The following is a 13516-nucleotide window of genomic DNA, read 5'->3' on the forward strand; positions in this document are numbered from 1 at the left end:
AATGTTTTATACAAAAGGGAATAAGCTTTAGAACAAGAAAACGATAAATGTATCTGAATATACCAATACCCAAACACATACCTCTTTTTGGTGTAGTACTTTTACATGGTTGTATGGCTGCTAAAAATGAACTGTACCTCATTGCCTCAAAAGTACGCACCAGATTTGGCAGTAATGTATTAATTATTCAACCAACATGCAGAACAAAAACCAAAAGCGTAACCTGCTCTATCGAAAGTCAAGCAAAAAAGGTATACAAAGAGATACAAGACCAACTTGGTAGTAATAAAACGACAAAATCTTTGCCAATATGTATAATTGGGTATAGCCAAGGTGGCTTAGTAGCTTGTATGTTAGGTGATAAGTATAGAGACCAACTTAATATTTATGGCATAGTTACATGGAATGCCCCATTGGGAGGCGTACCTGTACTTAATAAGCATTATAATGATATACAAGAATTTATAAATAATGCACAAGATGGGTTACAGTTGATTACCTCTCGTACTTCAGCTAATATTAAGCGAAATATGAAATTAGCCACATGTGTGCTAGGTATAATACGTCGCATCCCCTTATTATGTTTAGATAGTGGGTTACAAGATATGTTACCAAATAGTTCATGTATTCAGCACGTACGTAAATTTCTACATGAGTCTAACCATGGTATTCCTTGTTTGCTTATTGCTAGCCATGAAAATGACTTTAGAAGGTTATTTACTAATCTCGTTTTAGATGATGACAATCATGAAAAAATAGAAGCATTCAATAAGGCATATGCAAAATATATAACAAATTCTCCTGATGGTCTGCATGATACTCTAATTCCACTAAAGAGTCAACTTTGCAGAGAAGATCGTTTTAATGGTCTTACTATTTCTATAAAGGGTAACAGTTCTATAGTTGGAACTATTCCAGGCCGATCTAACGTGAAAGAAAGAATTTATGGAAATACTGTGCATGCTGGGAACTTGATTGTCATGGATCCCAATTTATTTATTAACAGCAACTATATAGAAGTTACCATTTACGCTAAAAAAATTTGTAGTGACATCATTGTATTTATCAATGAAGTGCTCATTCAATAAAATTTATTTGACAAAGAAAAATGATGTTTTTTTGCCTAAAAATTTATATACTTAGTTGATATTATGTAAAACGATGTTCCATATTGATTTTTATTATAAAGTTATGATAAGCATGAAGCCAACTACTATAAAATGTATTTTCCTGATTTATTTTGCCATCTCCATTTTTGTTGGATGTAAAAATCATACTTCTACACTACAAATGGGCTTAGGATCTTCTAAGCAAAGTGAGATAGAAAATACATCTTATGTATCAGAAGCAACACATAATAAGCATTTTGGCGTAGTGCTTTTGCATGGTTGTATGGGTACTGAAAAAGAACTGGATCTTTTTGCATTAGCATTAGACAAGAAATTTGGAGATAGAGTATTAATCATTAAGCCAACATGTAGAAAAGAAACTAAAAGTGTAATTTGCTCTATAGAAGATCAGGCAAAAAAAGTATTTGAAGAGATAGAAAACGTGCTTAAAAATAATAATAAAACGATAAAATCTTTTCCAGTATTTTTAATTGGATACAGCCAAGGTGGTTTAGTAGCCTGTGTTTTAGGTGACCAATACAAAAACAAACTTAATATTCGTAGCATAGTTACATGGCATTCTCCATTGGGAGGTGTACCTGTACTTGAGCGTAATTGTAATGATATAAAAGAATTTATAAATGAAGGACAGGATGGATTGAAAAATATTCTCTCTTCTTCTGATGCTTCTCCTGACCTAAATACTGCCAAAAAAGAGATGAAACAACAAGCATGCATCCTATCGATAGGACGCATACTTTCCTGTTGGAATCGTGGGTTACAAGATATGTTACCAGGTGGCTTATGTATTCAGGATATACGGAAATTTATACGTGAAACGAACCAAGGTATTCCAATTTTAATTATTGCTGGCCATGGATCTTGGACAGAATTGTTTAAAATCAATGATTCCAATATCGAAACACTCAATCAGGCATCAGCAAACTTCCTAACAAAGAATTCCAATGGTAAACACGATATGTTAATTCCATTAAAGAGTCAGCTCTGTAGAGGACCGAGCTTTGATGATCTTACTATTCTTACAAATGATAACGAACCTATACATGGAACTATGCCAGGAAAAGATCATGTGAAGTACTGTATATATTCTAATGTAACTCATTCCTCAGTTTTCCCTGCATTCGGTGGGATATGTGTCAATAAGGATGACTATGATAAGGTTAGCATTTGGAATGAAGCAGTTGAGAATCGCATCATTGAATTTATTCAAGGGCATTTTTCAGATGCAAATAAAGCAGACATAAACAACTAATCGTGCAGAATTCAAACCAAACACAAAGCCTCAAAGAGTTGCTAAATAGGTTTATTGAAACTTCGCCTTTTCAAAAGCAAATCACAGCGGCAAGTATACGTACTGTCTGGCAGAAAGCTATGCCAAAAACAGTTTGTGATAGGACTGAAAAACTTTATTATTACAATGATAAAATCTTTTTGAAAATAACTTCTGCTGCTTTACGCCATGAGTTGCAATTCAATAAAGATAAAATTATTGCCTTACTGAAAGAAAACATACCTAAAATAGCCATTCAAGATATCGTTTTTTTGTAACCAATAGGAATGGTTGTCTACTACGTTGCAACCAATATAAAGGTTACCTTTCCTGTAGAAATTTTTGAATATGACTGTAATTCAGATGTTTTGCTAAACGTAATCCCACGTAATGCATCTGCATATATCTTTTCTACCATAGGTGTAACGGTTTTCTCTATGGTTTGAATAGAAATTATCTCCCCATTTTCGTCTACCTTAATTTCAAAAACTATTTTTCCACATTCCTCACTGGTATCATCTGGACTAGGAGCCCGATCCCACTTCCAACCAGTTAATTCAAGGGTTGCTCCTGCCTGCTTAGAAGATGTTGCTTTATATAATCCCCTATGATCTATTGGGAGTGTCGCTTCTTTATTAACGTTCTGCGGTGTTTTTGTTGAGCTATTTGTTTGCTTATCTTGAAGTGGCTTCTTTGTTTTGTTTCTTATTTTTTGGTTTTTATTAGTGGCATTTCTGTTTGCTACAAATGTATTTTTTTGCGTCTCCCCATTTTCTGTTTGATTATTATTTACTATTGGTTTGTCTGTATGAGCATCCGTTTTACGATGCGTATTTGGCTGTATAGAAATAGTATATGATGGATTGCTAGCTATGCCTTGTTTTACATTGGGCCGTATGCAATAAACCAGTCCAAATAAAAAAAGATGTAAGCCTATGGAGACAGCCATGCTTTGCGTTCTATAGAGCATAACCATTTGTTGTTCATCGTTTTTTTTCAAAATCTGTAGCCATTAACACAGAAGCCTCCAACTGATTTGCTATATCAGCTACCATAACCATATGGGCTATAGATAGATTTTTATCCATATGCAATACCACTACCTTACTAAGTGTTTTTTCTAGCCGTTCCTGTAAAACATCTTTTAACTGATTAAAAGGAACACGTTTGCCTTCTACATAGTATTGTAGATTGTTTGTAATAGTGACATTGACCTGTGCGGATTCCGTTTTGTCATTTGTGCTTATGGGTAAGTTAACAGGAATAACTTTATGTCTGTAAGTTGAAGTTATAAGCAAGAAAATCAATAATAAAAAAACAATATCTGTTATAGATGCCATATTAAAAGAGACATCTATTTTATTTTTTGTACTGATTTTCATTTCTTATTTATTAAAATAATAATGTGTACATTATGTAGTGTGCGCTAGGAAAATATTAACTAAATATGTCAATCTTGATGTAGCCTTAGTGACTCGAGCAATGCAATAATTATAACCTAAATAGGCTATAATACCTACAATAAGTCCTACTACGGTTGTAACCATAGCCTCGTAAATGCCACCTGAAAAAACCTGAGAAGAAAGTTGATTGTTTTCTTGTGCAATAGCCATAAATGTTTGAATCATACCTGTTACAGTGCCTAAAAAGCCAATCATAGGTGCTGCTCCAGCTATTGTAGCCAATAAGGAAAGATGCTCCTCTAAAAAGGATACTATCTTTTGAGATTCACTTTCCAAGATTAATTCCATCTTTTTGGGAGAGGATTGCCGTTGCTGCAATCCTTTACCAATAATGTGTTGGATAATATTATTTTGCGGAATACATAGATCTCGGACCTGTTCCATATTACCACTATTTAATTGGTCTTCTATTGCTTCTAAGAAGCTTGTAGAAAAACTTAAGTATCTACGATAGGTTAGCAGCCGTTCTACGATTAGGTAAACACTAAGTAATGAAAGCAATCCAAGAGGAAGCATCAACCAACCACCTTTTAACAGTAGATCTAAGAGCATTGGCGAAGTATTTATTTTCATAGATTTACAAAATAAGCAGTTAAATCACCATCATTAAAGTAATTGCTTAAGACCAGTAATTAGTACTTTAAGATAAAGAGATCCTCGTATTCAGAGGCTAGCTGTTTTAATTTCTGTTCTGCCTCATGATGTGTCTTACTATGCCCAATGGTAACGCGGTAATATTTCTCATCTTTTCTTGGCAAAATCAGACATACTCCCATATTCTTTTTCATAAGTCTTTGTACACTTTTTATAGCAGATTTTTTATCCAAATGGCTTACTACAACCAAATGGTATATCCCTTGTGGGCTTGATAGTTCTTGGTATGTCCCTGGCTTAACCAATGGTCTGGGATTTTTTCTATTTTCTTCTAGTTGTTGCGCAACGGATGTAATATTGTCATTGTTTTGTGTACTGTTTTTATCTTTAAATTCAAAAGATTCATTATCACTAAGTGCTTTATCTAGATCCGCTTTTGTATCCGTTGCTTCATTTAGTGTTGATTTTTCATGCTGATCATCTTGAGTAGCAACAGGAGATATCGTCTCACTACTATTGGTAGATTGTTCATCTTTAGCTTGTGATTCTGATTCTGGTAATGATACTTTAGCATTTTCCTGTTTAGTGGAATATAAATGATACGTTACATCCGCCCCTAGAACAAGAACAATGCCTACTATGATCATGATAACACGCCAGTCGGGCCCTTTTCTCTTAGGATTTTGAAAGTCTGGTTTGGGCATTCCAAAGTTGTTTTTATTAGAGGTATCTGCAGTCATATAACCTTGGTTAATATTTTAGTTTACAATAATAAATAGGCTTTGTACGTTTTTGGTGTACCATTGCTTCACAAATATATAGGAAACTTTTGAGATTATCAATCTAATTTTTTTATGTATATAAACAGATGCTTGGTTTTTCGTTACAAAATTCTATAACATGCATCAATGCTTCAGCTGCATTATTGACTTCTACCTGTGATGCTTGAGGATCTGTCTTTAGTGTTAGCCAATATTTGTATGCTTGCTCAAAGTTTTCCATATCCTCAAAGTCTAACCATAAAATATTTGTAAGTATATGCGCTGGACTTTCTGTTGCAATCATTTCCTCTACAAAACGTCTAAATGCATATTGTTGAAATCTAGTTGGCCATGAAGGAAATACCATCGTCATCCTAAATGAATAAGGATCCTGTTCGCTTGTTAGCGTATCGCTCTCTCTAAGCAAGATATGTTCTATAAGATGAAATCCTTCACTTTCTTCATTAAATGATCGAAATAGCTCTACACTCTGCTGTATAATAGACTCTGCTTGCTCAATAGAAACAAGTGGATGGGTACCTACAGCTAATTCAATGGTATGTTTCTTCGCTTTATCCACATATAGCAGAATGCTATATGTGCCATTATGGTTCTTGACAATATGGTAATAGGCTTCATTCATACCATAAATGATGGCTAATGATCGAATGTTTTTATATTTTCCATTGAAAATGAATAAATTATTATATTCAGTTTGGTGATTTTTACCTAGGAAAATATCAAAAGCATGCTGTGCACTTTTGGGTTCAAAATATAAATTATCACGTACTATTTCATGTAGGAAACGTTTTTCTAGACGTTTAATACCTAAATTGCGATACAGGCGTCTTTCGAAACCAGATAGCCGATAATGGATCCAGTCATCTGTATTTTTTTTACTAATATCCGTTGCTCTATTTCTGTTTCCGCTAATATTAACATAATCTTTTAAAAAGAGCGCTTTATCTGTATTCAACATGTCTAATCGCTCTTCTTCACTCTTATAATAAAGATGGAGTGAGTATGTGGTAAATCGTTCTGCAAAGTAGGCTAACATATGGTCTAGCAATCTTGACCGTTTGTCTAAACTGCGAATATCACTTTCTGATGCTGCATTTATGTAGGAAATATATTCTTTTATGGATTCATTTGGAATATAATCTTGTTCATTACAAGCATATTTGATTTTAGATTTCAAATCTAAAAATTTTCTTTGTACTACAAAATCAATGTCATTACTTGCAGAATCTTCTTTGGTAATCTGTTTGATAATGGTATCCATTCTAGGTACATCTAATGGCAGTTGTCCATCAGGGTTATTACAATCATCACTATAAATGGCCATAGTATGTTTGATGTTAGACAACTGACCAAAATAACTAGCAAAAATTTGGTCGAAAAACATTAAATAACTCTTTAATTGTTTTGATTTTGCCTGATTGTCATCTGTTTCTGATGGCGTACATCCTTCATGGCCAACATTATAGAGTAACGGGAAATCTTGTTGTATAGAAACATAATCTTTTATATTTCTATACGCTCCTTCTAAAACAAAAATTTCTTCCTCCTGGAGGTACGTTTTCGTTAATGCTCCCCTTCCTTTCATATCTTCTAGGAATTGAAGTACTTTTGTCCACTCTATATTTAATGGCATTCCATTATAGGATAGGCTAATGTCACTTTGGGGAATATTAAGACTCAAAGCTTGATCTGATAGAATTTGTATGATAACATTATTTCTTTCACCATCAATGGAAATATCAAAATCAAGTATTCCTTTAATACTAGGTAGCATGGTTGCTTTTTCAAGTAGTTCGGCCACATAGATACTAGGTCTATTTTTTACATATATGAGTTCTTGTTCATCTATGAATCCTTGGGTTAAAAGAGGGCCTGTAAAAATTTGATCTATGGTTCTACCCTTTTCTAGTAACTGGCTTATGCTGTAAAATGGTATGCGTGGAAATAGAAATTCTTGAAAAGAGTGCAATATTTGTGCTATAATTGCTTCCCCTTCTTCATAAGATAAATAACTATGTACTTCAAAAGTAGCCTTAATACGCACATCAAGAGGTTTCATAGGCTGGATAAGAAAAAAATCTTCACAGAGGTTTCGCTTATCATGTAATCTTTTGTTTATTTCATCTAAAATTTCTATTTCTTGGGGTTTATTTTTAGCACGTTCTTCTACATCTACAAAAATTTTGTATCCTCCCTTTATTTCTTGTGGACCATCACTTAAAAAAATATTTGCATTTTTTACGCCGGGAACGTCTAAAACAATTTTTAAAAAATCCCACTTTGTTAATGGATTACAGGGAAGTATTTCTTCCGCTTTATAAAATAATTTTTCATCTGGTTTTTCCCTTCTGTTTGGATCATTAGCCCATAGATCTTCTATATAAAAATTGGTTCTATACTCTAGATCCATGATTGCAAAACAGAGTACTTCTAAAATGGTAATTCCAGGGTCATGATCTCCATAGTCTGTCCATTTTTTTCCTGCTAACTGTCTGATATAATTAATTCCTTCTCCTTTTAGGAAGGAGTAGTCAAGCTCAATTGGAATATTTGGCATGGTCGCTTTTGATATAAAAATATATTATTCCCTTCGAAATTGTAATGCAATTAAGACACAATTAACAAAATATGTCTGTACTTGCACTAGTATGTTCTTTGTATAAAATGCATTTTAATTGCATACAAACAAACGCAAAAACCCTAAAAACAATTCAGCGCTAAGTATATATCATGAAAAAACAGATAATAAACAAATATGCCATAATATGTATAGGTTATTTATTAAATATAGGATGATAATTATATTGAATCGTATCTTCTACATTTAATGCTTTAACCATGTAGGTTACATTAATGTCCATAGTCCCTTCTTCGTCATTTAATGTATTCAATTGTACTTCAAGCACATCTACTCTTGGCTCATGGACCGTAATGGTTTGCTTAATATTATTTACCATAAAGGTTTTTAAGTTGAGATCCAACTGTTGAAAGGCAAGTGGCGTAAGGTCACATCCATACTGCTCTTCAACAATTCGCTCACCTACTTTGGTACGCATTAAAATCATTAAGCTTTCTCGCACATCTTGTAACCCACTTACCATTTCCACAGAACAACTATGTTGGTTAAATGAAGGTGGGAATTTCCAGCCTATACCTAAAAAATCATTTTCATCTTCCATATGGTTTGCACAAATTATGTATCATTATCCACCTATCATCACTGTAGGGCAACCTTGTAATATCATTCCACCCATCCCTGTGGTATCTCCTAGACGGGCTGCTGGTTTTTTGCCTATTAAAACGGTTAATGAGCCCTTTATAATAGTATCAGGGTGTGGTGGTGGTCCATTACAAAGCAATGTGTCTCCCATTCTTGCCGCAGGAAATTTGCCTATAAGTACAGTGGGACAGCCTAACATAATCATACCTCCAGAAACATGAGGCACAGGAACTGGTCCTGGTGTTACCATGGGACACATGTGCTTGTTGAGTAATACGGCTGCAGGTGGCATAGTTTTTAATTGTTTGATGTCCTAATAAAAAAACGTCTATTCTATTTTAAAATATATTAAATAATTCTATCAATTGATGAGTACGGTTGTCCCTTTGACAATAGTAGCCATACTAGACTTTACTTCTGTACTTGCGTTGCCACTTAAAACAGCTTTCATAGAAGCTTGTGCATTGATATTCATACTTTTTAAGTTTACGTTTTGCGCACCATTGATGACAACATCTTTCCCTGACTTTATAGTTATGTTAGATCCGGCATTTAGATTGATACTTTTACTACTGGTTATGTCAATACCATCTTTTCCTAAAATAATTTTATTGCTATTTTGGTCTAGTATTTCAATACTTTTTTTCTTATCGGATATTTGTATCAGTCCCCCTTTAGGTGTTTTAATGATAATTTCAGGTCCATCTTTATCATCATGAAAAGTAAGCTCTAACTGCTCTCTAGACACAAAAGACTTAAACAGGTTTTTATCATCAATGGTTTTAGGAGGCATATGTTTCTGACTATACAATGAGCCTATGATAATAGGATGCCTAATATCGTCGTTGACAAAACCAACAACTACTTCATCTTCTAATTCTGGAATAAAGAAAGCACCTGACTTTTGGTTGGCATAGAATGAAGCTAGTCGACACCAAATACCTTCTTTAGGCTTTTCTTGTACCAAAGGTAAATGCACAAAAATACGATTGTTTTTCTGTGGATCTTCTGTAATTTTTTTTACAATGCCAATTTGTAATCCATGTACAGGTGGCATCATTCCTGCGGCAGGCAGAGAACCAATGTCGGTATACTGATGTATATATCGCTTTGTATCTAGCCCTAGCGTAAGTGTTGTTTGCCAGGCTCCACTAGATAGTATATGATGCACTCCAGAAACGTATGCATCTCCTGAAAAATGGCTAGCACCTTTTGTTATGGTTATAAGCTGATCACTACGTAATGCTGCGTTACCAGGAATGGTAACAGAACCACGTATTTTAGCTATTCTCCTTCTGTTTAGTACACTGGTTGCTAATGTTTTTATCTCTGAGTTATCTAATATACCTCCATGGGAAATAGAAATTGAATCTTGCTGTGTAGCAGAAGTCAATTTTTTATAGGATACATCTCCCATAGATTGCTCGCCGGGTTCATCTGCTTTGGCAGATATAATGTTTTGCTTACCGCTATCCCAAGAAACAGCCGTTGCTCCAGCCCACTGATCTTTTGAATCAATTTCTACTTCAAAATCAACGAAATCAACTCCATATGTATAGGAAAAAGCTCCTTTTCCAGTAGTTTTTGGTTTTTTTATAGATATTTCTCCATCATTTACAACTATCACTTGTCCATTTGCTTCTGCACGGATATTCAAAAAGTCCCAATCTGATATTTCATGTTGAGAGATGTTTTCATGTATGATACCAGTAGTTTCAAATTTGCTTTTTAGACCACTGTAAGCACCTAAAATTTTTTTAAAGAGGTCACTGTCCTTACTTTTTTCAAAATGGATCGTTTTGGGGGAAATGGTTGTCTTATAAGCTGCATCTCTGCATGTTACTGTAAGTGTAGATGGTACTAATCCGTTTGATTGAATAGCTAATTTTGCGATAACACCTTCAAATATTTGTTCAAGGGAATCTCCATAGCCAGCTTGTATAGAAAGCTTATCACCTATAGAAAAAATTTTGGCATTAGCTATAGAAAACGTTTGTGTTTGAATATCTCCATCATATAACACTACCCTTGCATAAGGTATTTTATTAATTTGTTTATCAATAATTATGGAATGTATAGGATACTTTGTATCTAAGGTTTTAGAACCTACTTTTATAGAATAATTAATAACATCACCTGGTATGGAACTCATTAGTATTAGGAGATAAAATCTTAACGTAAAAACAAATCTTTTAGGGAATGGTCATTACAAAACGTTTATAACCAGGCAAGAAATTATTTCCTCCTTGATATCCTATTAATTAGTCTGCAGCAGTTTTAGTGCATACAAACATGCTTAGCCTGTTTTTTGTGCTAAGTCTTTTATTTAATTTTGTTTTGCAACAAACCTCCTTAATTAGTTAAGCATTTGACTATGCAAACACCTAGCTACTAGAAAAAAATGCCCTAACAATAAGAAAGTAAATAAAGATGAATTTTACAAGTATTATGCACTGTAATAAACTACAAGTTGTTGCTACGTTCCTGAAAACCTTTACAAAACATAGCATATATCTAAAAATATACATGTCCCGAAAGGATTTTTTTTTCAACCTTTTTTTGCTCTCAAAAATGTAAAGACTTGCTGGCAGGCGGTTTGCAGAAAGTTTATTTTTAAGTTGATTTTCTGTCGACCCAATAGCCATATCTTTGCATATTGGGTATATTTCCAAATTTACATCTCTTAAAATCCAATTCTTTTAATGCCCTACCTAAAGCTATTTTATTTAGCTTAATAGAGAGGCCAGCGCATTCTTGTAAATATTGTAATATGTCTGAAGTCATCATAAAGGTCCCATTTTTCTTTGTAGAGGGTACAATATACTTCTCCAATAAGCCTACCTCTATTTTCCTGCGTCCAAATTGGACCACCCGTTTTTGTAAGTTTTGTAGCTCCTCCGTATTTAGTTCTCCAGCTTTATTATCTTTTTTATATAGATTATAGGCTTGTTGCCAAGCTAAATCCAATAGGTTACTAGGTTTATGCGCTATATTTTTAGTTCCAGATATAAAAAACTTTATAAAATGATTGGTACTTAGCTTAGAATGTCGTAGACTTTCTGATGCGTTAATCGTACCTACAAAAGATGCTATTCTAGGTTTCAATAGAATGTTTTTTTGATAGGGTACCCAAACATGTACACCAGATTGGTCTATCAATGACTGTAATTGCAAAGCTTTTATATAGCCTCTATATTGATATAGTTCTGGTAGATTAATAATAAAGGAAGAAGCTAATGTGCATTGACATGCTTTCTTGTCTTTTAAAACAAGATTATCCGTGTAATAACGGGTGAGTGTTGAAGGGGTCAAAAAATCAACGAAGAAGTTTTTAGGGATATTTTGATTCTTTGTAATCAGTATCAGTGCATGGTTATTGATAGCAGTCTCTTCAAATATAGCATGAATGGCACGTATCATCCATTTCTTAAGATGCAAATACCAATGTTCAAAGGCTGTATCACTAGTATCTTCTAAGATAACATGTTGTGCAAGCTCCATTATATAATCTACAGTGTCTATTTTTTTTGTCTCAAATGCTAAAAAATAAGATTGTAGTGGATTTTCTTCTTCTACATGTAAAGACAATAAAAAAGATTTGAGTTTTGCAGGTGAAATATTGATTTGGTTTCTATTTAATTCTGAGCATAATGCTATAATATCTAATGTTTTCCATTCACCTGGTTCCTGTTTAGAACGTATTTCCATACTTAAAGAAAGGGCATTATATCTAAATTCAAATGCATTCAGTAAATATTTTTTTGACTCAAAATAAGATATATTTATTTTTCTACTGCCTATTTCTTTTATGTTTTCTCGAAAAAGCTGAAACCTTTTGCTTTTAGCAATGCCTGTTTCTAATAAAACTGCGAAACTTTCAGCACTATACTTTTGGAAATATTCAGTCAGATCTTTAACATTTTCTGGTAGCTGCACAGCAACAATACCATACAAATTTTCTAGCCGCTTAGCTTCTCGAATAGCAGCAGGACTATTTCCATAGCAGCTTAATAATGCGGCAGAACGGCCATACAAATTTTGCAACAATGCTACCGTAGGTTTTACTTCGTATGATTGTAGTGACACTGCATGAAAACCATTTGCATAGGCAGTCATACAATGCTGCTCTCCTATAGTAAATAAAATACATGGCATATATGCTTCAGATAGTTGAGCTAAACCAAAAATATCTGAACTTATTTGATCTTTATAATCAAAAGACATTTTTTGACCAGCGAAGACTGTATCATTGTTAAAAAAATCAGAAGGTATTTCAGGAACGTACACTTTCACCCTACCATTTATATGAAAGCAAACAGTTATTTTTGTTTTTTCCGGGGTAAGATAATCAAAATGAAATAGCCGACCTGCTTTGCTAACAAAATGGATTCGTTCAACTTGTCGCACATCAAATTTTGTTAATATTTCTTGCGTAATGCCAAATTGGGCCCAATAAGCTAAAAATAGTTTAGTACTATGGATATCTGAAGTGGAAACATATTCAATTTGAAGATCTCGGGTATTCCTGACTTTATCAGACTTATTTTGTTTATGTAATGATACTTGTTCAGCTTCTAGCCCAAGAGCCATTTCATGATTCATCTTATTTACAATATCTTGTAACTGCATTTTCGCGTCTAAACCATAGTAATAGCCCCATAGACTAAATACGTCTCCTTGATAATTTGTCTGATCATTTTTAAATTTCCATTTTCCGTGATCTAGAGAAATAAAAAAATCAAACCCAACACCATTTTTTGAAAATATTGATTTATGTGTATTAGCATCCAATATGGGGTTGAATGTTGGAATAACATGACGAATTAATGATTCCTCGCTGATTTTTTCTAAAATTATTTTTTTTACTACCATACCAATATTCATCTCATGATTAATACTAATCTGAGTTCATTGTAAGCATCAAAATCCTATGCATAGCATGTATTAAGCACTCTACATACTGTACATTATGCATTAGTCTCCCTAATGTCTTTTATAAATGAAAAAATGTTGTTTATACTAAACTCAAGGGAGGAAAGGGCCATAGACAAGCATTA

General features: G+C 33.5%; 12 protein-coding genes. 3 read left to right on the forward strand and 9 right to left on the reverse strand.

Going from position 1 to position 13516, the window contains the following annotated elements; all coding sequences use genetic code 11:
* The first annotated feature begins 47 nt into the window (after positions 1-47).
* From CCPUN_RS01260 to CCPUN_RS01270, 3 genes are all read left to right on the forward strand, one after another.
* Positions 48-1088, forward strand: a complete 1041-nt coding sequence (locus tag CCPUN_RS01260; RefSeq protein WP_133281777.1) for an alpha/beta hydrolase — start codon at positions 48-50, stop codon at positions 1086-1088.
* 112 nt (positions 1089-1200) lie between these two features.
* Positions 1201-2382 carry an alpha/beta hydrolase gene (locus tag CCPUN_RS01265; RefSeq protein WP_165941889.1) on the forward strand — a complete coding sequence of 394 codons (1182 nt, stop codon included), beginning with the start codon at positions 1201-1203 and terminating at the stop codon, positions 2380-2382.
* 2 nt (positions 2383-2384) lie between these two features.
* Complete coding sequence (locus CCPUN_RS01270) at positions 2385-2678, forward strand: DciA family protein (protein ID WP_165941890.1); 294 nt, start codon at positions 2385-2387, stop codon at positions 2676-2678.
* A 20-nt stretch (positions 2679-2698) separates the two neighbouring features.
* On the opposite strand, the gene CCPUN_RS01275 is transcribed toward CCPUN_RS01270, so the two are convergent.
* The 9 genes from CCPUN_RS01275 to CCPUN_RS01315 form a co-directional block, all read right to left on the reverse strand.
* On the reverse strand, positions 2699-3400 hold the full coding sequence (locus CCPUN_RS01275) for a hypothetical protein (protein ID WP_133281780.1): 702 nt from the start codon (positions 3398-3400) through the stop codon (positions 2699-2701).
* A complete protein-coding gene (locus CCPUN_RS01280; RefSeq protein WP_133281781.1) occupies positions 3384-3782 on the reverse strand; it encodes an ExbD/TolR family protein in 399 nt (132 codons plus the stop codon). The genes CCPUN_RS01275 and CCPUN_RS01280 overlap by 17 nt, the downstream gene beginning before the upstream one ends.
* Before the next feature lie 30 nt (positions 3783-3812).
* On the reverse strand, positions 3813-4436 hold the full coding sequence (locus CCPUN_RS01285) for a MotA/TolQ/ExbB proton channel family protein (RefSeq protein ID WP_133281782.1): 624 nt from the start codon (positions 4434-4436) through the stop codon (positions 3813-3815).
* Positions 4437-4495: 59 nt separating this feature from the next.
* Positions 4496-5197 carry an SPOR domain-containing protein gene (locus CCPUN_RS01290; protein WP_133281783.1) on the reverse strand — a complete coding sequence of 234 codons (702 nt, stop codon included), beginning with the start codon at positions 5195-5197 and terminating at the stop codon, positions 4496-4498.
* 112 nt (positions 5198-5309) lie between these two features.
* The gene (locus tag CCPUN_RS01295; protein ID WP_133281784.1) at positions 5310-7796 is read right to left on the reverse strand and encodes a hypothetical protein; all 2487 of its coding nucleotides are present in this window, start codon (positions 7794-7796) and stop codon (positions 5310-5312) included.
* A gap of 217 nt (positions 7797-8013) precedes the next feature.
* A complete protein-coding gene (locus tag CCPUN_RS01300) occupies positions 8014-8418 on the reverse strand; it encodes a GPW/gp25 family protein (protein WP_133281785.1) in 405 nt (134 codons plus the stop codon).
* 24 nt (positions 8419-8442) lie between these two features.
* The gene (locus tag CCPUN_RS01305; RefSeq protein WP_133281786.1) at positions 8443-8751 is read right to left on the reverse strand and encodes a PAAR domain-containing protein; all 309 of its coding nucleotides are present in this window, start codon (positions 8749-8751) and stop codon (positions 8443-8445) included.
* Between the two features lie 69 nt (positions 8752-8820).
* Positions 8821-10611: a type VI secretion system tip protein VgrG gene (gene vgrG / locus CCPUN_RS01310; RefSeq protein WP_133281787.1), complete on the reverse strand. Its 1791-nt coding sequence runs from the start codon at positions 10609-10611 to the stop codon at positions 8821-8823.
* 461 nt (positions 10612-11072) lie between these two features.
* Positions 11073-13331 (reverse strand): VapE domain-containing protein, encoded by a 2259-nt coding sequence (locus CCPUN_RS01315; protein ID WP_133281788.1) that lies wholly within the window; start codon positions 13329-13331, stop codon positions 11073-11075.
* Positions 13332-13516: the final 185 nt, after the last annotated feature.

It is taken from the genome of Cardinium endosymbiont of Culicoides punctatus, assembly GCF_004354815.1.
Classification (GTDB): Bacteria; Bacteroidota; Bacteroidia; order Cytophagales; family Amoebophilaceae; genus Cardinium.

What these genes read in the sequence shown, in the direction of transcription:
- CCPUN_RS01260 (WP_133281777.1), top strand. Translation starts at nt 48, where the DNA reads ATGTATCTGAATATACCAATACCCAAACACATACCTCTTTTTGGTGTA.
- CCPUN_RS01265 (WP_165941889.1), top strand. Translation starts at nt 1,201, where the DNA reads ATGAAGCCAACTACTATAAAATGTATTTTCCTGATTTATTTTGCCATC.
- CCPUN_RS01280 (WP_133281781.1), bottom strand. Translation starts at nt 3,782, where the DNA reads ATGAAAATCAGTACAAAAAATAAAATAGATGTCTCTTTTAATATGGCA.
- CCPUN_RS01285 (WP_133281782.1), bottom strand. Translation starts at nt 4,436, where the DNA reads ATGAAAATAAATACTTCGCCAATGCTCTTAGATCTACTGTTAAAAGGT.
- CCPUN_RS01290 (WP_133281783.1), bottom strand. Translation starts at nt 5,197, where the DNA reads ATGACTGCAGATACCTCTAATAAAAACAACTTTGGAATGCCCAAACCA.
- CCPUN_RS01295 (WP_133281784.1), bottom strand. Translation starts at nt 7,796, where the DNA reads ATGCCAAATATTCCAATTGAGCTTGACTACTCCTTCCTAAAAGGAGAA.
- CCPUN_RS01300 (WP_133281785.1), bottom strand. Translation starts at nt 8,418, where the DNA reads ATGGAAGATGAAAATGATTTTTTAGGTATAGGCTGGAAATTCCCACCT.
- CCPUN_RS01305 (WP_133281786.1), bottom strand. Translation starts at nt 8,751, where the DNA reads ATGCCACCTGCAGCCGTATTACTCAACAAGCACATGTGTCCCATGGTA.
- vgrG (WP_133281787.1), bottom strand. Translation starts at nt 10,611, where the DNA reads ATGAGTTCCATACCAGGTGATGTTATTAATTATTCTATAAAAGTAGGT.
- CCPUN_RS01315 (WP_133281788.1), bottom strand. Translation starts at nt 13,331, where the DNA reads ATGGTAGTAAAAAAAATAATTTTAGAAAAAATCAGCGAGGAATCATTA.